Raw genomic sequence first — 25,395 nt, 5'->3', positions numbered from 1 at the left:
TTGCCTCTGAGGCATTCTTTCGATGAGCCTAAACTGGCCTGCTGTCGCAGCCCAGTTTTTAACGGCTCTTCGATTGTTGCCTACTTAATATCCTTTCGTTTAATCTTACCAGAAATTGTCTTTGGCAGCTCTGTTACAAAGTCTACGATACGTGGATATTTGTATGGAGCTGTTGTTTTCTTAACAAAGTTCTGAATATCTTTTACAAGTTCTGGAGAACCTTCATAGCCCTTTGCAAGAATGATTGTTGCTTTAACAACCTGACCGCGAACAGGATCAGGAGCTGCAGTAACTGCACATTCAACAACAGCAGGATGCTGCATAAGAACAGACTCAACTTCGAAAGTACCAATGCGATAACCAGAACATTTGATAACGTCGTCGTTACGGCCTGTGAACCAGAAGTATCCGTCTTCGTCACGCCATGCGTTATCAGAAGTGTGATAGTAGCCGTCGTGCATTACAGACTTAGTCTTTGCTTCATCACCAAAGTATTCCATGAACAAGCCAGGGAAATTTCCGTTAGACATATCTACTACGATTTCTCCAACTTCACCGTCCTCTACTTCATTTCCCTCTTCATCGATAAGTGTTACGTTGTAGTACGGTGCAGGCTTACCAAGGCTGCCAGGCTTAATACGCTCGTTGCCATAATTAAAAAGCGACAAGGTAGTTTCAGTCTGACCAAATCCTTCACGGATTTCTTTTCCAGTGATTTCCTTCCACTTGTTGAAAACTTCTTCTGAAAGTGGTTCACCGGCTGTAGACCAATGCAGACAGCTTGAGAAATCATACTGAGTTAAATCTTCCTGAATAAGGAAGCGGTAGATTGTTGGAGGCGCACAGAAAGAAGTTATGTGATGCTTTTCAATCTGTTTGATAAGATCGATTGGCTTAAACTTGTCGTGATAGTCATAGATGAATACAGAACATTCTGCAATCCACTGACCATAAAGTTTTCCCCAAACTGCCTTACCCCAGCCCGTATCAGCAACTGTAAGGTGGAGTCCGCCCTTCTGTACCTGCTGCCAGTAACTTGCAGTAACGATATGTCCGAGCGGATAAAGGAAGTTATGAGAAACAAGTTTTGGATGACTTGTAGTTCCAGATGTAAAGTATGCAAGAAGGATGTCATTGTTCTTGCTGATATCTTCGCGTTTAAGAGCGTGGAAATCAGACAAGGCAGCATCACTTACGTTCATATAGCCTTCTGTAAAGTCTAGCCAGGTTGGATGTTTTGCCTTGAACTCTGCACTCATTCCCTTATCAATTCCAAAAGGAGGAACTGCAACAAGAGTTTTGAGAGATGGACATTCTTTCTGAGCATCTTCGATATATGTGAAAAGATCTCTGTGGTCAACAGCTACAACTGCTTTAATAAAAGCTGCATTACAGCGGAAAACAATGTCTTCTTTTGTAAGCATGTGAGTTGCAGGAATTACAGCTGCTCCAATTTTATGAAGTGCAACAATAGAAATCCAGAACTCGTAACGGCGCTGAAGAATCAGCATAACAAAGTCACCGCGCTTAATTCCAATGCTGCGGAAATAAGCTGCTGCCTTGTCTGTACGTTCCTTGAGTTCGCCGAATGTCATGCGAACTTCTTCATCATTGTCGTTGCACCAGATAAATGCTGTTGCATCTGGGGTGCGCTGTGCAAGTACATCAACTACGTCATATCCGAAGTTGAAGTTTTCCGGCACTTTTATTTTGTAGTTCTTAAAAAAGTCGTTGTAATCTGTAAACTCTGTTCGTTCTAGAAAATCTTCTAACATATAAAAATCCTATATAATTATTGCTAAAAATTTAGCCTTTTTATCATTTAATGCCTGCATACCATGCTGCTTTGTTGCATCGAAGTATACACTGTCACCTTCTTCGAGTGTCATTTCTTTTCCGTCCACCACAAGCTTCATCGAACCTTCGATCATATATTCAAACTCGTGTCCTGGGTGAGAATTGAAATGAATCTCACGAGTTTCTTCGGGTGTAATTGTTACGATAAACGGATCAGCCTTTCTGTTCTGGAAGCCTGCAGCAAGTGCCTGGTATTTATAGTCACTGCGGCGATCCACAGAGAGCCCCTTGTCTTTCTTTGTCAGGCAGTAGGAGTGCATATGAGGTTCCTTGCCGGAGATAAGAGTGCCAAGGTCAATACCATACTTCTTAGACATAGACTGAAGAATACCAACTGGAATATCAACAGTACCAGTTTCATATTTCTTGTACTGGTCAATTGAAATGCCGCATACACCCGCAGCTTCTTCAACAGATACATCCATAATTTCACGCAGACCGATCAAACGGTCTGCTACAGCCTTTATCTCCTCATTCATAATTACTCCTCGAGGCTCTTATGCCTCATTCATATTTTGAATATTACAAGATTCGGGGGAAAAATTCAATAGAAAAATTAAAATATAGTAAAGAAATTTAGTATAATTAAAGAGTGTTAAAAAAGTATGGTTTCGATACGGCCTGCGGCCTACTCAACCACCGATGGTTGAGTGATGCGAAGCATCGTATCGAAACCATTGTTAAGTTCAACAGGTAGTATTAGCGACCGAACTGGCAGTCGTTGTTTCCAGAGTTTGTAATCCACATTTCAAGCATGTTGATTGGGTCGTTGAAGTCTGCAATCCAACCTTCACGTGCAATGTCGAAGTTACCGCTCTTGCGTTCTTCAAGGAATACGTTCCAGTCCTGAACCTGAATTGTCATCTTAATACCAACTGCAGAGAAGTCCTGCTGCATAGATTCAGCAACAGCAATATGACCTGTGCTCTGGTTTGTGAGGTATTCAATAGTAATTGGAGTTTCAGAAGAAAGTTTTCCTTCTGCATCGAACTTGTAGCCGGCAGCCATAAGAAGTTCTTTAGCCTTAGCTACAGTTGCAGCCTGATTTGTGTTGATAGCAGATGGATCATAGTATCCCTGCTTTACAGCATCAGACTTGAATGTACCACCGTTACCATCAGCCATTCCGAGTGGAATGAATGCGTTAGCAGCAACCTGTCCTGTCTGACCAATGTTTTCACAGATGTAATCACGGTCGATAAGGAGAGAGAATGCCTGTCTCATACAAGCAGCCTGCTCAGGTGTTTTTCCGTCAAAGAGCTTGCTCTTTGCGTTGAATGCAACATAGTATGTACCAAGTTCGTCAACGATGTAGAATTCAGAGTTCTTTGTTTCAAGAAGCTTTTCAATTTCATCTGTTGGAACTGTATCAGCAAAGTCAAGGTTTCCAGCATTGTAAGCAGCAAAGATTGCTGTATCATCAGCAGAAAGCATGAACTCAAGCTTTTCTACAGAAACTTTGTCAGCATCGAACCAGTATGGGTTCTTTGTATATGTCATAGAAACATCGTGCTTCCATTCTGAACATACGAATGGACCGTTGCTTACGAAGCCAGCTTCTGTACACCATGCTCCAGGAGCATCTTTTGTAGAGTGAGCTTCAACATATTTCTTGCAAACTGGGTAGAATGTTGGGAATGCCATAAGGTCTTCGATGTAAGCACATGGAGCGATGAGTTTGAATTCAAGAGTTGTATCGTTAAGAGCCTTAACGTTCAAAGCACCACTTTCATATCCGTCGAAACCAGAGAACATATATTCATAGTCAGCAGCTGTATCTGGAGATACTGCACGCTTCCAAGAGTATTCGAAATCTGCTGCAGTAAGAGCAGAACCGTCAGACCACTTAAGGTTTTTCTTAAGTGTTACTGTGTATGTCAAACCGTCAGAAGAAACTTTGTAGCTTTCTGCACAAGCTGGAACTGTCTGTCCCTTGTCGTTATATGTATAAAGACCTGAGAATGAGTTAGCTGCAAGACAAGCACCGTCTACAGATGAGTTCAAAGCTGGGTCAAGGTAGTCTGGTTCAGAAGCAAGGTTGATGCGAAGAGTTTTAGCACCATTGCTCATCTTTGAATACATAAAGAATTTTGTAGCAAATGCGTTTGCATAGATTCCGCTTACATAAGCTTTCTGCATGTAAACGTCGTTGTAGTAGTACAATGGAATTACACAGTAGTTAGACATAAGGATGTCTTCTGCTTCGTGCATTTTCTTTGTACGTTCAGCGTAGTTTGTCTCAGCCTTGATTTCCTTAATAAGGTTATCATACTTTGACCAGTCCTTTACAGGATCAATGAATGATTTGCTTACGAGAGTTGATGCATCTGCTACCTTTGTAACAGCAGCAGCGGCACCGTTAGAACTCTTAGCTTCTTTTTTTGCACATCCAATCAGGGAAATACACAAAAGTGCAGCCGTAAGCACGATTGATGTTTTTTTCATAAATGTTCTCCTAACAAACATACATGAATTTTAAATATATAAAGTTCGCAACGCAAACTTGTGTACTATTTGTTGTGGCAGGCAGCAAAGTGACCGTTACCTCTGTCTATAAGCGGTGGCATTTCTGTCTTACACTTCTCTGTTGCATACTTACATCTTGTTCTGAATGGACATCCTTCCGGCATAGCCAGAGGACTTGGTACGTCTCCTTCAAGAACAATACGCTGTCTGTTTCTTTCCAGTTTTGGATCTGGAATAGGAACTGCAGAAAGAAGGCTGATTGAATAAGGATGAATAGGACTATTGCAAACCTCATCAGCATCTCCAATTTCAACAAGCTTTCCAAGATACATAACTGCAATGCGTTTAGAAATATGCTGAACTACAAGAAGATCATGTGCAATAAAAAGATAAGAAAGACCAAGCTTTTCCTGAAGTTCTTCAAACATGTTTATGATCTGTGCCTGGATAGAAACGTCCAGTGCAGAAACAGGTTCGTCGCAGACAATGAAGTCTGGCTTTACAGAAAGTGCGCGGGCAATACCAATACGCTGTCTCTGACCACCAGAGAACTCATGTGCATAACGTGTCGCATGCTCAGAGTTCAATCCTACGAGTTCCATAAGATGAAGAATCTTTTCGCGGCGCTCAGCCTTTGTTGAATAAAGGTGATGAACATCAAGAGGTTCACCAATGATATCTTCTACAGTCATGCGAGGATTCAATGAAGAATATGGATCCTGGAAAACCATTTGCATTTTCTTACGGATATCATTTATATTTTTAGTTGTAACTTCCTGACCATCAAAAATAACTTTTCCGTCAGTTGGTTTATAAAGCTGAAGAAGGGTTCGTCCTACTGTAGTCTTTCCACATCCAGACTCACCTACAAGACCAAGAGTTTCACCACGATTGATTGTGAAAGAAACTCCGTCTACGGCTTTAAGTGTAAGCTTTTTAAAACCAGAACGTACCGGGAAATATTTTTTGAGGTTCTGTACTTCAAGAATCGGTGTATTATTTGGTGTGATAATATCTGCGCTCATTATTGAACCTCCTTATTTTTTGCTAATTCTTCTGCGGCTTCTTTAATATTCATCCAGCATGAAGCAATATGATTATCATTGATAAAGACTTCCTCAGGAGGCTCTTCAAGACAAATCTTCATTGCATTCTTACAGCGTGTACAGAAAGAACAGCCTTTAGGAAGATTCAAAAGATTGATTGGAGTACCTGCAATAGGCTCCAGTTTTTGATTCATGTTTGTTGTATTAGGGATTGATTTTAAAAGACCTTTTGTATATTCGTGCTTTGAATTGTAGAAGATTTCATCGGCAGTTCCGCGTTCACAAACCTTTCCACCGTACATTACGATAATATCATCACAAAGATTTGCAATAACACCAAGGTCGTGGGTTACAAGAATTACAGCCATTCCCATCTTCTTCTGAAGCTTCTGAATCTCTTCAAGAATCTGTGCCTGAATTGTTACGTCGAGGGCTGTTGTAGGCTCATCGGCAATAAGAATATCCGGCTCACAAGCTAATGCCATAGCAATCATAACACGCTGTCTCATACCGCCCGAAAGCTCAAAAGGATACTGCTTAAGACGGCGCTCAGGTTCGTTAATTCCAACAAGTTCGAGCATCTCAATGGCACGGCTCTTAAGCTCCGCACCACGCTTGTCTGTATGAAGCTTAATTGCTTCTTTAAGCTGATTACCGATTGTGAAAACCGGGTTCAAGCTTGTCATAGGATCCTGGAAAATAATAGAACAGCATTTACCTCTGAAGTGTTTCATTTCATCAGATGAATACTGTAAGATATCCTTTCCCTTGTAAAAAATGTTACCGCTCTTTACGTAACCGTTTCCTGCAAGAATCTGCATAATAGAATAAGCTGTAACACTCTTTCCTGAACCAGACTCACCTACAATTCCAAGGATCTCGCCTTCGTTCAAATCAAAAGAAATTCCGTTTACAGCCTGAACTTCACCGTTATCGGTTGTAAAAGCTGTGTGCAAATCATCTACTCTTAATAAAACTTCGCTCATACAATACCGCCTACTTCTTCAACTTAGGGTCAAATGCATCACGCAAGCCGTCACCAAGAAGGTTCAAGCTCAATACAATAAGACAAATCATAAGTGCTGGGAAAACAAGCTTGTAAGGATAACTCTGAAGACCACCACGGGCAGAGTTTGCAAGCGAACCAAGAGAAGGCATTGGAGCCTGAACTCCAAGACCTACGAAACTAAGATAACTTTCTGTAAAGATTGCAGAAGGAATCTGAAGTGCTGTAGAAATAATGATTACAGAAAGACAGTTTGGAATAATGTGCTTTCTGATGATATGACCAGGCTTTGCACCGATAGAACGTGCAGCCAGAATATATTCATTTTCCTTGATTGAAAGAATCTGAGCGCGGATAAGACGAGCCATACCTACCCAGTAAAGAAGTCCGAATACGATGAAAAGTGAAACCATGTTAGAACCCATTCCGGCAAGGAATGAATCCGGCTTGAACTGAAGAACGTTAGAAAGAACAACCGAAAGAAGAATGATTACCAGCATATCTGGCAGCGAATAGATTATGTCGACTATTCGCATCATTATCAGATCGACCTTCCCTCCTGCATAACCGGAAATACTTCCGTAGATGATTCCTATTACAAGAACGATAAGGCTTGCGAAGAATCCTACTACAAGAGAAACTCTTGTTCCGTAAATTACACGGATAAAGTAGTCGCGGCACTGCTCGTCTGTTCCGAAAATATGTGGAAAGCGGAAGTTGCCCTGTTCAATATAAGCCTGTTCTGCTTTACTGTACTCAAATGGTTTAAGGTTCTTAGCACCCTTATCGCGCTTCCTTCTACAGAAAGAATTTCTTCGTAGCTGTAAGGAACAATATGAGGTGCAACTGTAATTGTTACAATAATAAAAGCAAGAATAATGATACTTGCCACAGCAAGCGGATTCTTAAAGAGCTTTCTCATACCATCCTTAAAAAAGGTAGTACTTTCGCTCATTACGTCCTGCTGCTTTTTTTCTTCATCAGTAGCCTTCTCAAATTTCTTCAAATCAAGCTGAAGGCTCATTGCCATTTTCTTAGGTGTTTTATTTACATCAAATGTAGTCATATTATCTACCTGTCTTATTCGTATTTAATTCTTGGGTCTACAACTTTGTACAGCAAGTCACAAATTACATTTGCAACAACCATAAGAGTTGCGAGGAAGATTGTTGTGGCCATAATCATTGTGTAGTCGCGGTTTGTAATTGCACTTACAAACTTTGAACCAATTCCGCCAACTGTAAATACAGTTTCAACAACCATAGATCCAGTAATGATATAAGCAATTTCAGGACCGGCATAAGTGATGATTGGAAGCAGAGAGTTTCTGAGTGCATGTTTGAAAATTACCTTGTACTTAGAAACACCCTTTGCTTTTGCAGTACGAATATAATCCTGGCTAAGTGCGTCGAGCATACTTGTTTTTGCAAGACGTGTTGTGTAGGCCATCGGATATGCGGCAAGAGCAATTACAGGAAGCAGATAGTTTGTATTATCTGCAGACCATACAGGAATCCAGCCGAGTTTAATACTAAAAATCAACAAGAGTAAGGTTGCAAGTACAAAGCTTGGAACGGCAGTAAACAGAGTTGAGAAAAAGATGATGAGACGGTCTGGCCATTTATTGCGCATAAGAGCTGCAAAACTTCCAAAAACAGTACCAAGAATGAGGGCAACTATTACTGCAGAAAGACCAAGTCTGCATGATACAGGAAAGGATTCATGAATGATTTCTTTAATTTCCCTTCCGTTTTTAAGACTAACTCCGAAATCGCCATGAAGAAGATTCTTCATGTACATTATAAACTGAACATATAAAGGCTTGTCCAGATTATAGCGTGCATTCAAAGATGCAATTGTAGCCTCGCTTAATGCCTTCTCTTTGTTGAAAGGACCACCTGGAATAGCATTCATCAGTGCAAAAGTAATTACGCAGATAAAGAGAACGGTAAATAAAGCAAGGAAAATTCTTTTAAGAACATATTTCCACATACTTTTATCCTATTATATTTTGAGCATTCCAGTGATAGTACAACTATTATCAAAAAAATAAAAGTATTTGGGATAAAAAAAACTAAATTTTTTTGTAAATAAGGGAACTTCTCTAGTCTTCTACCTTTAAAACTTCCCTTCGGTACTTAGTTCCGATCTCTGTGAGCTTGAATTTCTGGATTTTTCCTGAACCAGTCATTGGGAACTCGTCCATGAACATAACCAGCTGCGGCCACTTGAACTTTGAAAGCTTGTCGCGGCAGAACTCAATAACATCCTGTTCAGTAAGAGTTTTTCCTTCATGGAGGATGATGAAGGCTCCGGTGATTTCACCATAGCGTTCACTCTTAACTGCAGCTACCTGAATGTCTTTAATTTCAGGCATCTGAATAAGGAACTCTTCAATTTCGCGAGGATAAATATTTTCACCACCGCGGATAATCATATCTTTAATACGTCCGGTAATTTTAAAGTTACCGTTTTCATCTTTTACCCCGAGGTCTCCAGAATGCAGGTACCCGTTTTTATCAATGGTTTCTGCTGTAGCTTCCGGCATTTTGTAATAACCTTTCATTACATTCCAGCCCTTACAGCACATTTCACCCTGCACTCCAACCGGACATTCTTTTCCAGTTTCAGGATCAAGTACCTTTACGTCGATTCCTTCAAAAGCATCACCAACAGTTGTTGCACGAACTTCAAGGCTGTCGTCCCAGTGGCTCTGTGTCATTCCAGGGCTTGTCTCTGTAAGACCGTAAACCGAAGTAATTTCCGGCATATGCATTTCATCATTTACGCGCTTCATCAGCTCTACAGGAACTCCAGACCCTGCCATAATACCTGTACGCAAAGAAGACAAATCAAACATGCTGAACATAGGGTGATTCAACTCTGCAATAAACATTGTTGGAACGCCGTAAAGCGAAGTACACTTCTCTTTCTGAATTGAAGCAAGGGCAACAAGTGGATCAAAGCTTTCAAGCAGAACATGAGTTCCACCGTGAGTCAAACAAGCCATAACTCCAAGTACAATTCCAAAACAATGAAAAAGCGGAACAACAAGACAAAGACGTTCATTAGAAGTATAGCGCATGCGTTCACCAATAATAAAACCATCATTGATGATATTGCGGCTTGTAAGCATAACACCCTTAGGGAAACCTGTAGTTCCCGAAGTGTACTGCATGTTTACAACATCTTCTGGAGTAACTTCAGCTTCAATTTTATGAATGATTTCGATATCAACATGCTGACCAAGAAGCAAAAGCTCTGGTGTTGAATAAAGTCCGCGGAATTTTTCTGGTCCCATGAAAACTACATTTTTGAGGCATGGGAATCTGGCTGATTTTAAGCAGCCTCTTTCATACTGGTCGAGTTCCGGAACAAGCTCTTTAATCATGCTTACATAATTTGAATCCTTTACACCGTCTGTAAGACAAAGAGTTGTAAGGTCAGACTGTTTTACAAGATATTCAAGCTCGTGGAGTTTATAAGAAGTATTTACTGTAACACCAACTGCACCAAGACGGGCGCAGGCAAACATATATGTGAGCCAGTCTGGAACGTTAGTTGCCCAGATACCAACATTATCGCCCTTTCGTACACCAATTGCATATAGACCGCAAGCCAGATCATCAACGCGCTTATCAAACTGCGCATAAGTAAAACGAAGATCACGGTCTGCATATACCATGAACTCGTGGCTTGGATTTTCCTGAGTTTTCTGTCTCAAAAGCTGTGATAAAGTTAATTCAATCATAAATCACATAATAAGTAATAAATATAAAAAATTCAATAGAAAAATTAAAAAATATTAAATATGTTTAGTATTATTAAAGTTGTGTTTTGTTTAGGAAAATTCTTTTCCTTAGCCCTTGCGTTTTAGTAAATACGTGAGATAATAAATTGTTATGAGCAAGCAGATACGTATACTTATTGCAGATGATTCCGCCATTACCCGCGGCCTTTTTGAAAAAGCTTTTGTTAAAAATAATTTTGAAATTGCAGGAATGGTTTCTAACGGAAGAAAAGCTGTTGATTTTTGCCGTGAGGTAAAAGTTGATGCTGTAATAAGTGATTACGATATGCCAGAAATGAATGGCGTTGAAGCCGCAAATATTCTCATACATGAAATGGGAATTCCCGTTGTTATTTATTCTGATGATGCGAAAATCAAATCTGATGTTCTGGCTGCCGGTGCTTCTTTTGAAAAAAAGCCTTCCCTTCAGAGCTTTGATGAAACTTCAATTAAGTTTTTTACAAATAAAATCCGCACAATTGTAGAAAAATCTATGCAAAAAGGTGGCTTTGCTGCCCATCATAAAGATTCTGATTCAGATGCTCTGGATGATATTATTCTCCCTGGAGAAGATTTTAAGGTGCTCTGTATCGGAGCTTCTACCGGAGGTCCAACTGCGGTTCAGGAAGTTTTGAATGATCTTGGCGAAAACTTCCCTCTTCCAGTTTTATATACTCAGCATATAGACGTTGGCGCTGATGCAAAAATGGTAAGATGGTTTAATCAGGTTTGTCCTAACATTCCAATGTCCATTCCTAAGGATGGAGAAATTGCTCAGCCGGGCCACGCTTATATGGCTCCTGCAGAAAAGCATTTGATAATAGACTATATAAAAAATGACTTACCGGTTCTAAAACTTTCTGATGAACCGCCAGAGCGTTTTTTGCGCCCTGCTGTAAACAAACTTTTCCGTTCAGCCGCAAAGCATTATAAAAAGGCCTGTCTTGCCCTTCTTCTTACAGGTATGGGCCAGGATGGAGCGGAAGGCTGTAAAGAAATCATAAATGCCGGCGGCTATACAATTTGTGAAGCAGAGTCTACCTGTACAGTGTTTGGAATGCCAGCCGCTGCAATTGAATTAGGAGCCGCTTCAAGAGTACTTCCCCGCGGTAATATTGGGCGGGCTGTTTTACAGATGCTCAAATAAGAGTTCTTGAGGAAAGATTTGTATGGAAGATAAAGAGTTTTCAGATATTATAGCGCTTATTTCCAGGCAGACGGGAATTATACCTCGTGAAAGTCATAAAAGCGGTATCTTAAACTTTATTGAAAAACGCAAAAAAGAAATTGATCTTGGTGGACTGGATTATTATAACTACATAATTCTGAACAAGAGCGAACTCGATATTCTTTTAAATAATGCTACTGTAAACGAAACTTATTTTTTCCGCGAAGAAGCACAGTTTTCTCTTTTAAAAACTAAGCTGCTGCCTGAACTTCAGTCTAAGCTTGGAACTTCTCCTGTAAAAATCTGGAGTGCTGCAGCTTCAAGCGGAGAAGAAATTTATTCGCTTTATCTTCTTGCCTCTTCCCTTGGAATTAAAACTGAATGTATTGCAACAGATATCAATACCAGCGTTCTTGAAAAATGTGAATCTGGAACATATAAAGCAAACTCAGTAAAGGCTGTAGACGGGGCAAAATTTAATTATCTTCTTTCTCCATATTTTACTCAAAACAAAGCCGTTCAGATTCCAAAGGAAATCTGTGCAAAAATAGAAAGAAATAAAATCAACCTTTCTAAACCAGAATCCATCTTTCCCAAAAATGTAAATCTTGTATTCATTAGAAATGTATTTGTTTATTTTACTGTTGAAATGAGAAAAGCAATTCTACAGAAAATTGTTGATGACTCACTTGCTCCAGACGGATACATTTTCCTTTCAATGAATGAGATAGCGACAATTGATTCTACAATAATTCCTAAAGGCCTTGAAAAGTGTTCAGACGGCAATGTCTTTTATTTTCATAAAAAGGTAACATAAGAGCCGGCAATCTTTTTACTTTCGTAAACACCCTTATCAACAAGTTTATAGTTATCTCCAAAATCTGCAGGTTTACCTGGTTCAATCATTGTTGCACCAATACTTGCAGTTACCGATCTGTCTCCCAGCTCTGGAATTTCAATGGTCTTAAGATTTTCTATAAAGCGGTTGATAATTGACTTTGCAACCTTCTTGTCATGAACCTCGGCTGCATAGGCAGAAAACTCATCTCCACCTAAACGGAAAACAATATCGTTTTCACGGAAGGCAGATTTTAGACAGTTTGCTACATTTATAATAACCTTGTCTCCAACGTTATGGCCATAGGTATCGTTAAAGCTCTTAAAATGGTCAATATCAAGAAGAACAAATAATCCGCCATTTCCTTTTTTAAGACTATCCTCAACCTTTAATTCTCCGCTCATACGGTTCAAAAGGCCAGTCATCTGATCGGTTTCAGAAAGTACAATAAGCTTTTCTTTTTCTCTTGCATCATTTACGATTTTATCAATATTCATAATACCAACAATAATCGTATCTGAATTCAGCTTCATATATTTAAATTCATAGAAGTGAAGTTCACCTTTTTCCTCAATACGATAGCTGGAAGAATATTCATCTGATTCATTAAGCTTTTGTATTATTGTATCGAGTGCTATCGCTTCATTCATAAAAGCCCTGTCTTCTGAATAAACACGATGCTCAATATATTCTGTAAAGAAGGTATCGTAAGAAGAATCAGCAGCGTAATTTTCCATAAAGGATTCTGGAACATAACCGCCAAGTTTAATCGGTTTTACTGTTCTTGATGTAAGATTAATTGTTAGGATATTTGCAAAGTCACGGCTCAAAGCATTTACAATATTGAACTGTTCCATAAGATTGATTTCGTTTCTTTTATTTTCATCAATATCTGTAAAGAGTCCAACATAAGTCTGCGGCTTACCATCGGCACTACGGATAATATTTCCTGCTGCATGGTACCATTTAAAACCGTTGTTCTTTGTTAAGAGGCGGTATTCAACATCATAAACAGTGTTACCACTAATATCATTTACCGTATCCCAGAAGGCTTTTAATACATAATCCTTATCACTCTTATGAAGTCTGTCAGACCAGGCTTCCAGTGTATTAGGAAATTCCTTTTCTGAATTAAAGCCAAGAAGTTTGCGGAATGTATCAGACCAGTTACATTTTAGAATATGACCATTTTCATCAAACTCAATTCTCCATGGACCAGAATTAAGAACTGAGTGAATAATCTGCATGGCATTTGTTTCTTTATTCAGTTTTTCGTATGCCTGTTGAGTTCTTTGACTGATAATTTTTTCCTGTTCAAGCTTAAAATGAGTGGTATTACGGATAATTAAAATTAATCCAACAAAGAATAATACAATTAAAATAAAGGTAAAGAATATATGAGTTCTTGTATGATGCATAAGGGCTGCAATACTTGTACTTACCTGCTCGTTAATAACAGTTTCGTAAACAAGGATTGTCATAACCCAGCCTGTATTTTTTACAGGAATATAAAAGAGATGAGCTTTTTCGTTACCATAATTAACTTCTGTTAAACCGGAGCCACCTGAAGAAAAATCATTTACAACTTTTCGAACTTTTTTAGGATCTTCTTCGCTTTCAGTAATTACTGAAAGAAGATTTAAACCTGACGGAATTTTTCCGAAGTCTGTATTTGTAAGGCTTTCACCATTTTTGTAATAGAGATTAAAGTAAGTCTCCATATTTTCATAACGATAGGCCATAGACTTCATCATCTGATTAATATCAATTTCAACAAAGCAGGCTGTTATTTTGGAATTATTAAAATAAAGGCCGGAAACAGGAACAGCCAGAAAAAGCTGTTTATCACCACCATAATTTAATACAGTTGAATAAATAGGCTCTGTGATTGCTTTTGCAAGGAATGGGTATCGGGTTTTTCCTGAACAGGTAGAGTGCGAAGTATAAACAAGTCCCTTTTCATCAACAAGTGCAAAGGTATCCATGTTATAAAGTTTTCGCATTTTTCCAAGATAGTTTCTCAGTGCTTTAGTGGATTCAAGATCCTTCTGGGAAATAACATCAAGTGCATTATTTACATAATTATATTTTTTATCAAGTTCATCTGAAATGAGGGAACTTCGGCTTTTTGCAATTTCCTCTATATAGAAATGACTGATTCTATCAATAGCTTTATCCGTAACTTCCTGTGTAGTGTCTGCAGTTCTTAATGACATAATCAGGGAAAGAATAAGCATAAGAACCATAGATAAGGCTGTAATTGTATGAATGATACGTTTTGTAAGTTTTTTCATAAGAGCCCCCTATTCCATTACACCATAAAGTGAGTGAAGAAGAAGAGCTGCATCCTTTTGATAAAAGACAGTTGTGTTTTCTTCTGTTTTTTCAGGATATAAAGATCCGGGGCTTACACCATCTGCAATTTTTACTGAAGTTGTAATTGTATCAAAACCAATTGAATAGCAGTCCTGAATGGCAAGGGCATAAATAATTCCGTCACGAAGGTATTTAATAGCCCTCTCATCATGATCCATTCCAACGATAATTACCTTACCGGCTTTTTCTGCTTCTTCAACCGCACGGCCTGCACCAACCGGATTACTCATATTACAGCAGATAATTCCATCCAGTTCAGGATACTTTTCAAGAAATTCCTTTGTAAAATTATAAGCATTTATGTCGCTGTCTTCGTCGTATTTTACATCAATAAGATTGATTCCATCATATTTATTAAAAACAGCTTTTGCTCCACTTGCCCTCTCTTCATGACATGGAGCACCAACGTTTCCTACCAGCATGGCAACCTGGCCCTGGTAATTCAAATAAGAGCAAAGGGCTTCAGCAAGATCCTGACCATCTTTATAGTTGTGGGTATTTCCTACATAAGCAATACGATTACAGCCGTTTTCCTTTCCCGAATCCGAGCTTGAGAAAGTCATAACTTTATGTCCTTCTGCAATAATCTGATTTATAACAGGAGTTACAACATCAATATCTGCAACATCAACTCCGATTACATCATATTCATTAAGGGCTGCTGCTTTCTTGATTCTCTGAACCTGATCGTTGGCAGACATTGCATCTGGGGCACGGTAATCATAAGTAATATGAATTCCCTTTTCTTCATACTGACGTACTGCATCTTCCATTCCAAGGGCTACCGCATCCCACCAGGCGTGTACAATTTTATAGGTAAAATAAAAATTGTATTCTCTTTTTTGAGGTTTATAGACATCAAGTACTTTTTCTTTAATTACCCTAGAATCAACTGAAGTTGTTTGCAGTTGATTTTTATTTTGAGAAGAAATGTTTTGGTTATTGTTCGGATTACGTTTTTTTAATGCTTCTGATGAACAGTCTGACATTACAAGCACAAGGGCTATGATGTTAAGGCTGAGAAAAAATTGAAAAAATCTCTTGTTTCTCATATATTGTTTTCCATAGAGCAGTATTATGTTAATTTTAAATCTAAAAACATTAAAAAACAAGTTAAAAATAACAAAAATTTTTATTTGAAAAAAAACATCGCAAACTGACTGGAATCGATATATAATATTTTTTATGGAAGATTTATTTGAGAGAACTATTCTTATCGTTGATGATGAAGCAATTAATCGCGAAATTCTTGGTAATATAATTCAATCAGAATATAAAGTTATATACGCAGAAAATGGAAAAGAAGCCTTAGAAATAATACAGTCGGAAGCTTCTGCAATTTCTCTTGTGCTTCTTGATTTGCTTATGCCTGTCATGGATGGTAATGAAGTACTCAAGGCCATGAAGGAAGAAGGACTTATTACAGATATTCCGGTAATTGTTTTGACTTCAGAAAAATCAAGCGAAATAGAAAGTCTTAAGCTTGGGGCTGCAGATTTTTTGACTAAGCCATATGATTTGCCGGAAGTAATTCTTGCCCGCGTACGTCATTCAATCCAGCTTTTTGAAAATTCAAAAATTATTCATGCCACAGAGTTTGATAAGCTTACACTTCTCTACAGTCCGGAATTTTTCTTTGGTTATGCTTCTCAGTTTGATCAGCGTTTCCCCAATACTGTTATGGATGCTCTTGTAATAAACTTTACCCATTTCCATCTTTTGAATCAGCTAAAAGGACGAAACTTTGGGGATTCAGTCTTGACTGCAATGGCAGATGGAATTCGAAAGGCTCTTCTTAAAACTGGTGGTATTGCAGGCCGTAATGAAGCAGACTGTTTTTATCTTTATATTCCTCATGCAGATAACTACAATATCTTCCTTGATAAAATCACAGAAACTCTTTCTTCACTTTTAAAGCCTTCTGAAATAAGACTGCGTCTTGGCGCTTATACAGATAATGAAAGAAAGTTCCCGATGATTCAGAGATTTGATCATGCGGTTCAGGCCTGTAATTCTCTTAGAATAAAAACTACGGCTAGCACAGATATTTGTATTTATGATGATAAGATGGCAGAAAAAGAAGTCTTTGATGCTCACCTGCTTCAGGATTTTGAAGCCGCAATTGAACAGAAACAGTTTAAGGTGGTTTACCAGCCGAAGTTTAATATTACGGGAGACAAGGCTGTACTTTGCAGCGCAGAAGCGCTTGTACGATGGGTGCATCCAGAACTCGGTTTTGTTCGTCCTGATTTATTCATACCTCTTTTTGAAGAGAATGGTCTTGTAACAAAACTTGACCGTTACGTATGGGAAGAAGCTGCCCGTCAGATTGCCGCATGGAAAAAAGAACTTGGAGTTACGATTCCGGTTTCTGTAAATGTTTCCCGTGTAGATATTGCTGCTCCTGATATGACAGACTTCATAACTAAGATTGTCAAAGAAAACGATCTTTCACCTTCCGAATATCATCTTGAAATTACAGAATCTGCCTACACTTCTGATTCAAAACATATTATAAAGGTTGTGGAAAATCTTCGTGCTCTGGGACACAAAATTGAAATGGATGACTTTGGCTCGGGCTACTCTTCTTTGAACATGCTTACAGACATGCCTATAGATGTTATTAAAATGGACAAGGCTTTTATCAGAAATATTCAGCCGGGCAATAAAGCCATGCATCTGGTTGAGCTGGTTCTTGATATAGCAAAATATCTTGAAGTTCCGGTTGTTGCAGAAGGTGTTGAGACCGAAGAGGAATTAAAAATGCTGAAAGAAGCCGGCTGTGATATTATTCAGGGATATTATTTTTCAAAGCCGATTCCTCCTGAGGAAATGTCGAGGTTTGTATGATTACAATAGAGGAATTGAAAAGTGCCGGTGCCGACGTAGAGACCGGCCTTTCCCGCTGCCTGGGAAAAGAAGATTTATATCTTAAGCTTGCCGGCATGGGGCTTGGAGATGTTAAGTTTGAAGAGCTGGGAAAAACACTGAATTCCGGCGACCTTGCCGGGGCCTTTGAGCTTTGTCATGCGTTAAAAGGTGTAATCGGAAATCTTGCAATCACACCTTTATATGACGCTCTTTCTGAGCTGACTGAAAAACTGCGGGCTCGCGAACAAGCCGACTATTCATCTCTATATTCTCAAATGATGACTATCCGTTCAAGATTTTGGAAAGCTTAAACATGAAAAAAACTCTTATAATCATTGCAAATTTTCTGATTGTTCTTTTTACAATTTTTTTTGTGTCCCTTTATGTCAGAAATCAAAGTGCTTTTATGCAGGCTTACAATACCGAAAACTTTATGAACATGTCTATCGGTATGGAACAGGTAACTACAAATTATCTTGAAGGTGAACAGCGCCTCTGCGATTCCTGGGCTGCATGCATCAACAGTCGTAAAATGAATATGGCAGAAGCTATGGATTACCTGAATGTTGCCCAGCGCCTTCCATATATTTCTGCTCATATTATCAAGGAAGATTCCTTTACAGGTTTTTCTAACAGACCAAAAATAAACGCACCAGATGACTATACAGTTTCCTATAAAGAGATCGATATTTTTTCTTCCCTCAACGAACTGCTGGGCCAGCAGGATCAGGTGCGCGTTACCCGCTCTTATACAAATCCTATTAACGGAGTTCAGTCCATTGCCTTTTGTGACCTTCTTGAGCTTAGAGTTGACGGCAGTGACAAAATTGAAAGGGCAATTCTTATGCGGGTTATTCCTGTTGAAGTACTTGCCAGCAAATGGGTTTTCCCTTCAGAAAAATATTCTGACGCTCAGATTTCAATTATTGACCGAGAAGGAAATTATATTATCAAGGGAAAGTCTTTTAAGAATTCCAACTTCTTTGAATTTTATAAATCCTATAATCAGACGGGAAAAGATGATTTAGACAAGCTTGAGTCGGAGATTCACGAAACCGGAATGTTTACAATGCAGAACTCAAAAGCCGAAAGCTGCATTATTGTTCATGTTCCGGTAAACACTTCCTTTGACTGGACTCTCCTCACCTATATCCCGATGACTGATATTAATAAAAATAATATCGACTGGCCTCTTGTTATTGTAGTTTCTTTCTGTCTTCTGATTCTTCTTGTTTTTGATATTCTTGTTATTATGCGCTTTAACAGAAAGCTTGCGGCCGCAGCCCAAGAAGCAGATTCCGCCAATAAGGCAAAAACAGATTTTCTTTCTACAATGTCTCACGATATCCGAACCCCGATGAATGCAATCATAGGTCTTACAACCATTGCAGAAAAGAATGTAAAAGATTCACAGTATGTTTCTGATAACCTCAAAAAAATTAAGCTTGCAAGTAATCACCTGCTCACTCTTATAAATGATATTCTGGATATTTCGAAAGTTGAACGTGGTAATATAAGTCTTTCACCTGTTACCTTCTCCATTGTTGATTCTGCTGAAAACCTTGTAAACATTTCTCAGCCTACGGTTCGTCAGAAAAACATTGATTTCAGATTCAGAAGTAAAAATATCAAAAACGAATATCTTTATGCAGATCAGCTTCGTATTAATCAGATTTTTATAAACATACTTTCCAATGCCTTAAAATATACTCCGGCCGGTAAGCAGGTTTATGTAGATTTAAGCGAATTGCCAAGCGAGAAAAAAGGCTGTATCAAGCTTGAATATAAAGTTTCTGATACGGGAATAGGAATGTCTCAAGACTTTATGGAAGTTATGTACCAGCCTTTTATCCGCCAGACAGACAGCCGCATCAATACAATTCAGGGAACAGGTCTTGGCCTTGCCATCACAAAAAAGATGGTTGATATTATGGGCGGCCAGATTAAATGCGAAAGCCAGGAAGGAGTTGGAACCACTTTTACAGTTACTCTTGATATTGAGGTTTCCTCTAAAGAAGAAAGTGAACAGAAACTTCCTCCATTGGAAGTACTTGTAATTGATGATGACGAGGTTCTGCTGGAAACGGCCTGCGATACTCTTACAGCCCTAGGAACAAATCCTGACCTTGCAGAATCTGGTGAGACGGCACTAACAAAACTCCTGGCAAAGAAGGAAGCCAGTAAATCTTATGATGTAATTATTCTGGACTGGAAGATGCCCGGAGCCAACGGTGTTGAACTTACAAAAAAGATTCGAGAGATTGCAGGAAACGATATTTCTATTCTTCTGGTTTCTGCTTACGATTGGACTCAGATTGAAGAGGATGCAAAGAATGCCGGTATAGACGGCTTTATTTCAAAACCTCTTTTCCGTTCTTCATTGTTTAAGAAGATTAGTGAAGTTCTTGGACTGGAAGATAAGGCTGCTTCCCAGGAAGAAAACAATTCTGATTTACAAGATATGAAGGTGCTGGTTGCAGAAGATATGGATGTAAACTGGGAGGTTATTTCTACTCTGCTGGATATGTACGGAATAAAATGTAAGCGGGCTGAAAACGGAAAGGTAGCTGTTGATATGCTTAGAAATATCCAGCCTGCAGAATATGATCTTGTCTTTATGGATATTCAGATGCCGGTAATGAATGGTCTTGAAGCCACCCGCCAAATCAGAAAACTTGAAAATCCTTATGCAGCAGGAATACCAATTATTGCAATGACGGCAGATGCCTTTTCTGAAAATGTAGCAGAGTGTCTTGAAGCTGGAATGAATGGTCATATTGCAAAACCAATTGATATAAATAATGTATTAAAAGAGCTTAGAAAAATACGTCAGGCAAAGCCTGATTTTACAAAGAGGGATGATTATGAAAATTAAACTAACGAAGATTAGTCTTGCACTTTTATTTGTTTTTACTATCAGCTGTTTTGCCAGCTGCAAAAAAAAATTAAATGATGATGCTTTTATTCCATATCTGGATACTCTGGAAAAATGTAAGATTGAAATTGTAGGCCGTTACAAAAACTTCGAAGCTCTGGAGGCAGAGTTCGACCGCTTTAATGAGTTCTATCCCAATGTAGAGCTTTCTTATACTTATCTTGATAATTATAAAGGGACAATTGCTACAGCCCTTGCCGGAGACGATGCCCCGGATATTTTTATGACCTTCCCCTGGATGCTGGATAAAACCTCTTATGACCCTCTGCTGGAAAATGCAGAAAATCTTGCTGATTCAAAAGCAACCGGTATTGAACTTTCCGCAGTAAATCAAAAGCTTTTGTTTTATATGGATAACGGTTCTCTTCCAATGGTGCCGGTTTTGTGTGCTGCAAACGGTATGCTTGTTAATGAAGATTTATTCAAAAAAGAAGGTCTTGAAATTCCTCAGAATTGGGAACAGTTAGTTGATGTTTGTCAGAAGCTAAAAGCTGCCGGCTATAAGAGCCCTATCCTTTCAGATAAATACGATTCTTCTATAATGGCTTCTTTGATTTATCCTTTTTTCACAAAAGAAATTATGAATAATCCTGAGGCTATAGTAAAATTAAACAAGCTTGATAATTCTGCTGGAGAATACACAAGGTCTACTCTTGAATGGATTGAAAAATTTAGAAGTTGCGGTTTTCTTGATTTGGAAGAATGTGCCAAGCTTAAGGATAATTATGATGCGGTAATCATGCGCTTTTTTGAAGGTGATGTTCCTATGATGCTGGCTTCTGCCGATGTTGTTTCAGGGACAAAAAAACGCGAAGCCCTGTCCGATCCTTTTACAAAAAATCCTTTTAAGTACAGCTTCTATTCTGTGCCTGTTATGGAAAAAGGTGGCGCAGTTGTAGAAGTACCTTCGGTAGAATTTTCAGTAAACAAAAAGAGCGGCAATCTCCAAATGGCAAACGAGTTCATGCGCTTTTTACTGCGCACAGAAGAGCTTAATAATCTTGCTATGATTAAGCGTCTTATCACCTGCTCTACTGTTTATTCTTTTGATGATGTGTATGCACCGCTGGGAAACACAGAACATTTGTATCAGCTGGAGCTTGGTATTCTTGATAACACTTACAGCCAGCTCAGAATGGCAGCATATAGAGTTTTAAGAAATAAAATGACAGTTGATGAGGCCGTGGAAAATTACGGAAACTTTAATTAGAGGAATCCGAAGAGCCCTGTTTTTCTAAAAGCATTTCGGCGTCGGCCCGGCCCTGTCGGGCCTCAAGTGCAGAATATGAATTAACTCCGTCTACGGCGTTTTGCGCTGGCGGAGTTTTTTTTGTGGAGTTTTTCTTTTTAAGAGCCTGCTGAAGTGCCCAGGAGGAAGAGCGGTTCATCAGGCTATAATATTCTTTGTCGTCCATGTGAACTTTGTAGAATGGATTGCCACGTCGCTGCGCTCCTCGCAATGACAAAAAATACACGTCATTGCGAGCGTAGCGAAGCAATCCACATCACGCCGGTGCTCGCATAGTCTCGCACCGAGCCGTTCTTTCGATGAACCTAAAAAAGCCCGCTGTCGCAGCCTTTTTTTTAACGGTTCTTCGATTTTAGGCAGGAGTATAAACCACTGCGAGAATCTTTGCTTTCTCGTTTCCGTGGCTGTGTACATGGTGAGCAACAATCGACTCATAATAAATCGAATCGCCTTGTTTGAGCTCGTACTTGTCCTTGCCATAGATGATTTCTACTTCGCCTTCGAGAACATAGATGAACTCTTCGCCTTCGTGAGTTGAAAGTTTGATTTCTTCTTCTGAACTTGGGAAGATGTCGATGATAAACGGATCCATGTGGCGGCCCGCTTTGTTCTGTGCGAGTGTGTAGAAGTCGAGGTCAGAATTAACTGCATTTCCGCGGTCGCTGAAGCGTGTTACTTCCTTTTTGTCCTGAGCCTTAGTAACAACTGGTCCGAGGTTTTCATCGTCGTCCATAAAGGTTCCCAGGCGAACACCAAGAACGCGTGCAATCTTAATAAGCGGTGTAAGGTTTGGAACAAGAGAACCATCTTCAATGCTCTTAATCTGTTCAGCAGGCAGGTTTGTGCGCTCTGAAACATCTTCGATAGAGAGCTTGCGGTTTTCGCGAACCAGCTTTACCTTTGCACCAATTTTATTTTTTTCACTCATAGTATTTCCTTGAATACGGTGGTTGAGCTTGTCGAAACCACTAGCTTTTAGTAAGGTCATTTCGACAGGCTCAATGACCGGCTATTTTATATCATAATCCTTATTGTAAGCTGCTTCGATTGTAGCAATATTTATCGGATTGAACTTCTTGTTGCGTGCAGAGATTGCTTCGTCGAGAGCGTACTCGAATGGCTTAACTCCGCTGATCATGCCAGGGCAAACCTTTGCGAGACAACCAAGTACAACCATGTTTGCACCACGGGCATTGTTTGTCTCAGCAGCCATTTCGTTAGCTGGCAAAGCAAGAGTTCTGATATCCTTGCGGCTTGGTTCAATATCAATCAATGAAGAATTGTAAATCAAAAGTCCGCCTGGCTTAAGCCACTTTTCAAACTTAGTCATAGAAGGCTTGTTCAAGGCAACTACAACATCCGGCTTTTCGATAACTGGTGAAGCAACTTCTTCATCACTTACGATTACAGAACAGTTAGCAGTACCACCGCGCATCTCAGCACCGTATGAAGGAATGTGAGAAACATATTTGTCTTCGCTCATTCCGGCAAGTGTAAGGATTTTTCCGGCGAGGATAACACCCTGTCCACCAAATCCAGCAAAAATAATTTCTGTTGTCATATCTTATCCTCCCCTACCTTATTTTGTAACAACGCCGGCTACAGGAGTAGCAGCTTCCGGAGTAACTCCGCCAGGAACGTCGCGGAAAACTCCCAGAGGATAATAAGGCTCCATCTGATCCTTTACCCAGTCAGCAGCTACAGTTGGTGCAACACCCCAGTTTGTAGGACACATAGAAAGAACTTCTACAAAGCTGTAGCCCTTTCCTTCCTTCTGATATGTAAGAGCCTTTTTAATAGCAGCCTTTGTTTTATTGATGTGTGGAACATCATAAACAGCACAGCGCTCGATATATTTTGGTTCAACAAGAGTATTCAAAAGTTCGCATGCACGGATAGGATATCCAACTTCATCAGCATTACGTCCGAAAGGAGTTGTCTTTGTAACCTGACCTACAAGAGATGTAGGAGCCATCTGACCACCAGTCATACCATAGATAGCATTGTTGATAAAGATAACTGTGATGTTCTCACCGCGGTTTGCAGCGTGAACTGTTTCACCTGTACCGATAGCAAGAAGGTCACCATCACCCTGGTAGCTGATTACGAGCTTATCCGGATGAACACGCTTCATACCTGTTGCAACTGCAGGAGCACGTCCGTGAGCAGCTTCACAAGAGTCAACGTTGATATAATTGTATGCGTAAACTGCACAGCCTACTGGAGCAACAAGAAGTACATCCTGCTGGATATTCATTTCATCGATTACCTGTGCAATCAGCTTGTGTACGATTCCATGTCCACAACCACCACAGTAGTGTGTAGGAACGTCATTCATTGATTTTGGAAATTCATATTTCTTACTCATAGCTCTTTACCTTCTCAATAACAGCATCAACAGAAGGAATGATTCCACCTGGCTCGCCATAGAAATCAACATCCTTAACACTACGTCCGCAGTTAAGCTTAACGTCCTGAACCATCTGACCCATAGACATTTCTACAGTCAAGATCTTCTTTGCATTTTTACATGCAGCTTCAAGCTCTTTTGCAGGGAATGGCCACAAGGTAATTGGACGGAAAAGACCAGCCTTGATTCCCTGTTCACGAAGCATCTTAACAGCCTTCTTACAAACGCGGGCACAAGTACCGTAACCTGTAAGAATGTAATCGGCATCCTCACACATAAAGGTTTCAGACATTGTTTCGTTGTCCTGAATTTTCTGATAGTTTTCAAAAAGTGCCTTTGTGTGTGCGTTGAGCTCGCCGTCAATTCCAGAAAGCTTCAAAGACATAATCTTATTCTGCTTGCGGTCTGGAGTTTTACCAGTAAGAGCCCAAGGCTTTGCAGGGAACTCTTTTACAAACTCTGGGAGAACACAAGGCTCAGACATTTGTCCAAGGTATCCGTCTCCAAGAATCATACACATAACGCGGTACTTGTCTGCAATCTCAAAAGCCTTGAGTGTACAGTCTGCCATTTCCTGAACAGTACCAGGAGCGATAACTACAACATGATAGTCACCGTTTCCACCACCGCGGGTTGCCTGGAAATAGTCTCCCTGTGCACCGGAAATGTTTCCAAGCCCTGGCCCACCACGCATCATGTTTACAACAACTGCTGGAAGCTGAGCTCCGGAAATATATGAGATTCCTTCCTGTTTCAAAGAGATTCCAGGAGAAGAAGATGAAGTCATACAACGTGAACCTGCAGCACTTGCTCCCATTACCATGTTTATTGCGGCTAATTCTGATTCTGCCTGAAGGAAAGTTCCCCCTACTTCTGGAAGACGTTTTGCCATATATGCAGGAATTTCATTCTGAGGTGTGATTGGATATGCAAAATAGAAACGACAGCCTGCGCGAACAGCAGCCTCAGCAATTGCTTCGTTTCCTTTCATTAATACTTTTTCTGCCATTATTCTGCCTCGATTTCAATTACGCAGTCCGGGCACATAGTTGCACACATACTGCAGGCAATACAACTTGCCTCGTCGTTACATACAGGGTAAATAACGCCCTGTCCGTTTGTTTCTTTTGACATTTCAAGAATCTTTTTTGGGCAGACGCGGATACATAGTCCACAGCCCTTACAACGCTCAACGTTGATTAAAGGTCTACCTTTTGCCATGTAGGGTACTCCTGAGTAAGGCCGCTGGCGGCCGGTGATAAATTGAAAAGCGTTAAAAAAAATGCGAAAGCATTTTTTAGCTTATCCATTTTATATCCTAATATATAAAATATTTCAGTTAATTGCAATACAGTATAACTAAATAACTTTAGTATAATTAAA

General features: G+C 39.6%; 23 protein-coding genes. 6 read left to right on the top strand and 17 right to left on the bottom strand.

Going from position 1 to position 25,395, the window contains the following annotated elements; genetic code table 11:
- Positions 1–80 precede the first annotated feature (80 nt).
- The 9 genes from BM161_RS04255 to BM161_RS04220 form a co-directional block, all read right to left on the bottom strand.
- The gene (locus BM161_RS04255; protein ID WP_074930694.1) at positions 81–1,775 is read right to left on the bottom strand and encodes an AMP-binding protein; all 1,695 of its coding nucleotides are present in this window, start codon (positions 1,773–1,775) and stop codon (positions 81–83) included.
- A gap of 9 nt (positions 1,776–1,784) precedes the next feature.
- Entirely contained in the window at positions 1,785–2,336 is a 552-nt protein-coding gene (locus BM161_RS04250) for a helix-turn-helix domain-containing protein (RefSeq protein WP_074930693.1), read from the bottom strand.
- A 220-nt stretch (positions 2,337–2,556) separates the two neighbouring features.
- Positions 2,557–4,302 (bottom strand): peptide ABC transporter substrate-binding protein, encoded by a 1,746-nt coding sequence (locus tag BM161_RS04245; protein WP_074930692.1) that lies wholly within the window; start codon positions 4,300–4,302, stop codon positions 2,557–2,559.
- A gap of 65 nt (positions 4,303–4,367) precedes the next feature.
- On the bottom strand, positions 4,368–5,348 hold the full coding sequence (locus BM161_RS04240; RefSeq protein ID WP_074930691.1) for an ABC transporter ATP-binding protein: 981 nt from the start codon (positions 5,346–5,348) through the stop codon (positions 4,368–4,370).
- Positions 5,348–6,355 (bottom strand): ABC transporter ATP-binding protein, encoded by a 1,008-nt coding sequence (locus BM161_RS04235; protein WP_074930690.1) that lies wholly within the window; start codon positions 6,353–6,355, stop codon positions 5,348–5,350. The genes BM161_RS04240 and BM161_RS04235 overlap by 1 nt, the downstream gene beginning before the upstream one ends.
- A 10-nt stretch (positions 6,356–6,365) precedes the next feature.
- Positions 6,366–6,914, bottom strand: a complete 549-nt coding sequence (locus BM161_RS04230) for an ABC transporter permease (RefSeq protein ID WP_244882670.1) — start codon at positions 6,912–6,914, stop codon at positions 6,366–6,368.
- Positions 6,915–7,030: 116 nt separating this feature from the next.
- Entirely contained in the window at positions 7,031–7,441 is a 411-nt protein-coding gene (locus BM161_RS14455) for a hypothetical protein (protein WP_218150238.1), read from the bottom strand.
- 14 nt (positions 7,442–7,455) lie between these two features.
- The gene (locus BM161_RS04225; RefSeq protein WP_074930689.1) at positions 7,456–8,367 is read right to left on the bottom strand and encodes an ABC transporter permease; all 912 of its coding nucleotides are present in this window, start codon (positions 8,365–8,367) and stop codon (positions 7,456–7,458) included.
- Between the two features lie 112 nt (positions 8,368–8,479).
- Entirely contained in the window at positions 8,480–10,126 is a 1,647-nt protein-coding gene (locus BM161_RS04220) for an AMP-binding protein (protein WP_074930688.1), read from the bottom strand.
- A 151-nt stretch (positions 10,127–10,277) separates the two neighbouring features.
- Between BM161_RS04220 and BM161_RS04215 the strand changes: the two genes are divergently transcribed.
- A complete protein-coding gene (locus BM161_RS04215) occupies positions 10,278–11,312 on the top strand; it encodes a chemotaxis protein CheB (RefSeq protein ID WP_074930687.1) in 1,035 nt (344 codons plus the stop codon).
- A 22-nt stretch (positions 11,313–11,334) separates the two neighbouring features.
- On the top strand, positions 11,335–12,150 hold the full coding sequence (locus tag BM161_RS04210) for a CheR family methyltransferase (RefSeq protein WP_074930686.1): 816 nt from the start codon (positions 11,335–11,337) through the stop codon (positions 12,148–12,150).
- Here the strand turns inward: BM161_RS04210 and BM161_RS04205 are convergent.
- Positions 12,132–14,465, bottom strand: coding sequence for a diguanylate cyclase domain-containing protein (locus tag BM161_RS04205; protein ID WP_074930685.1), 2,334 nt, complete (start codon positions 14,463–14,465; stop codon positions 12,132–12,134). The genes BM161_RS04210 and BM161_RS04205 overlap by 19 nt on opposite strands.
- A 9-nt stretch (positions 14,466–14,474) precedes the next feature.
- A complete protein-coding gene (locus BM161_RS04200; RefSeq protein WP_074930684.1) occupies positions 14,475–15,599 on the bottom strand; it encodes a substrate-binding domain-containing protein in 1,125 nt (374 codons plus the stop codon).
- A gap of 133 nt (positions 15,600–15,732) precedes the next feature.
- Here BM161_RS04200 and BM161_RS04195 point away from each other — a divergent pair, with 133 nt between their 5' ends.
- From BM161_RS04195 to BM161_RS04180, 4 genes are read left to right on the top strand one after another with little or no spacing between them, the layout of a single operon-like run.
- Positions 15,733–17,397 carry a two-component system response regulator gene (locus tag BM161_RS04195; RefSeq protein ID WP_074930683.1) on the top strand — a complete coding sequence of 555 codons (1,665 nt, stop codon included), beginning with the start codon at positions 15,733–15,735 and terminating at the stop codon, positions 17,395–17,397.
- On the top strand, positions 17,394–17,729 hold the full coding sequence (locus BM161_RS04190; protein WP_074930682.1) for an Hpt domain-containing protein: 336 nt from the start codon (positions 17,394–17,396) through the stop codon (positions 17,727–17,729). Before BM161_RS04195 ends, BM161_RS04190 begins: the two co-directional genes overlap by 4 nt.
- Positions 17,730–17,731: 2 nt before the next feature.
- Positions 17,732–20,293: a response regulator gene (locus BM161_RS04185; protein WP_074930681.1), complete on the top strand. Its 2,562-nt coding sequence runs from the start codon at positions 17,732–17,734 to the stop codon at positions 20,291–20,293.
- Positions 20,283–21,563, top strand: a complete 1,281-nt coding sequence (locus tag BM161_RS04180; RefSeq protein WP_074930680.1) for an ABC transporter substrate-binding protein — start codon at positions 20,283–20,285, stop codon at positions 21,561–21,563. The genes BM161_RS04185 and BM161_RS04180 overlap by 11 nt, the downstream gene beginning before the upstream one ends.
- Here the strand turns inward: BM161_RS04180 and BM161_RS04175 are convergent.
- The 6 genes from BM161_RS04175 to BM161_RS04150 all read right to left on the bottom strand — a co-directional run bounded on the left by BM161_RS04175 (position 21,556) and on the right by BM161_RS04150 (position 25,233).
- Positions 21,556–21,768 carry a hypothetical protein gene (locus tag BM161_RS04175; RefSeq protein WP_074930679.1) on the bottom strand — a complete coding sequence of 71 codons (213 nt, stop codon included), beginning with the start codon at positions 21,766–21,768 and terminating at the stop codon, positions 21,556–21,558. The two genes, BM161_RS04180 and BM161_RS04175, sit on opposite strands and share 8 nt — an antisense overlap.
- 186 nt (positions 21,769–21,954) lie before the next feature.
- Positions 21,955–22,530 carry a helix-turn-helix domain-containing protein gene (locus tag BM161_RS04170; protein ID WP_074640803.1) on the bottom strand — a complete coding sequence of 192 codons (576 nt, stop codon included), beginning with the start codon at positions 22,528–22,530 and terminating at the stop codon, positions 21,955–21,957.
- Between the two features lie 81 nt (positions 22,531–22,611).
- A complete protein-coding gene (locus tag BM161_RS04165) occupies positions 22,612–23,163 on the bottom strand; it encodes a 2-oxoacid:ferredoxin oxidoreductase subunit gamma family protein (protein WP_074930678.1) in 552 nt (183 codons plus the stop codon).
- A gap of 18 nt (positions 23,164–23,181) precedes the next feature.
- Positions 23,182–23,970 (bottom strand): thiamine pyrophosphate-dependent enzyme, encoded by a 789-nt coding sequence (locus tag BM161_RS04160; RefSeq protein WP_074930677.1) that lies wholly within the window; start codon positions 23,968–23,970, stop codon positions 23,182–23,184.
- Entirely contained in the window at positions 23,963–25,021 is a 1,059-nt protein-coding gene (locus BM161_RS04155) for a 3-methyl-2-oxobutanoate dehydrogenase subunit VorB (protein ID WP_074930676.1), read from the bottom strand. Before BM161_RS04155 ends, BM161_RS04160 begins: the two co-directional genes overlap by 8 nt.
- The gene (locus tag BM161_RS04150) at positions 25,021–25,233 is read right to left on the bottom strand and encodes a 4Fe-4S dicluster domain-containing protein (protein ID WP_074930675.1); all 213 of its coding nucleotides are present in this window, start codon (positions 25,231–25,233) and stop codon (positions 25,021–25,023) included. Before BM161_RS04150 ends, BM161_RS04155 begins: the two co-directional genes overlap by 1 nt.
- Positions 25,234–25,395 lie beyond the last annotated feature (162 nt).

It is taken from the genome of Treponema bryantii (genome assembly GCF_900113965.1).
Classification (GTDB): Bacteria; Spirochaetota; Spirochaetia; order Treponematales; family Treponemataceae; genus Treponema_D; species Treponema_D bryantii_A.
This window is presented reverse-complemented; position numbering and strand designations above follow the sequence as displayed.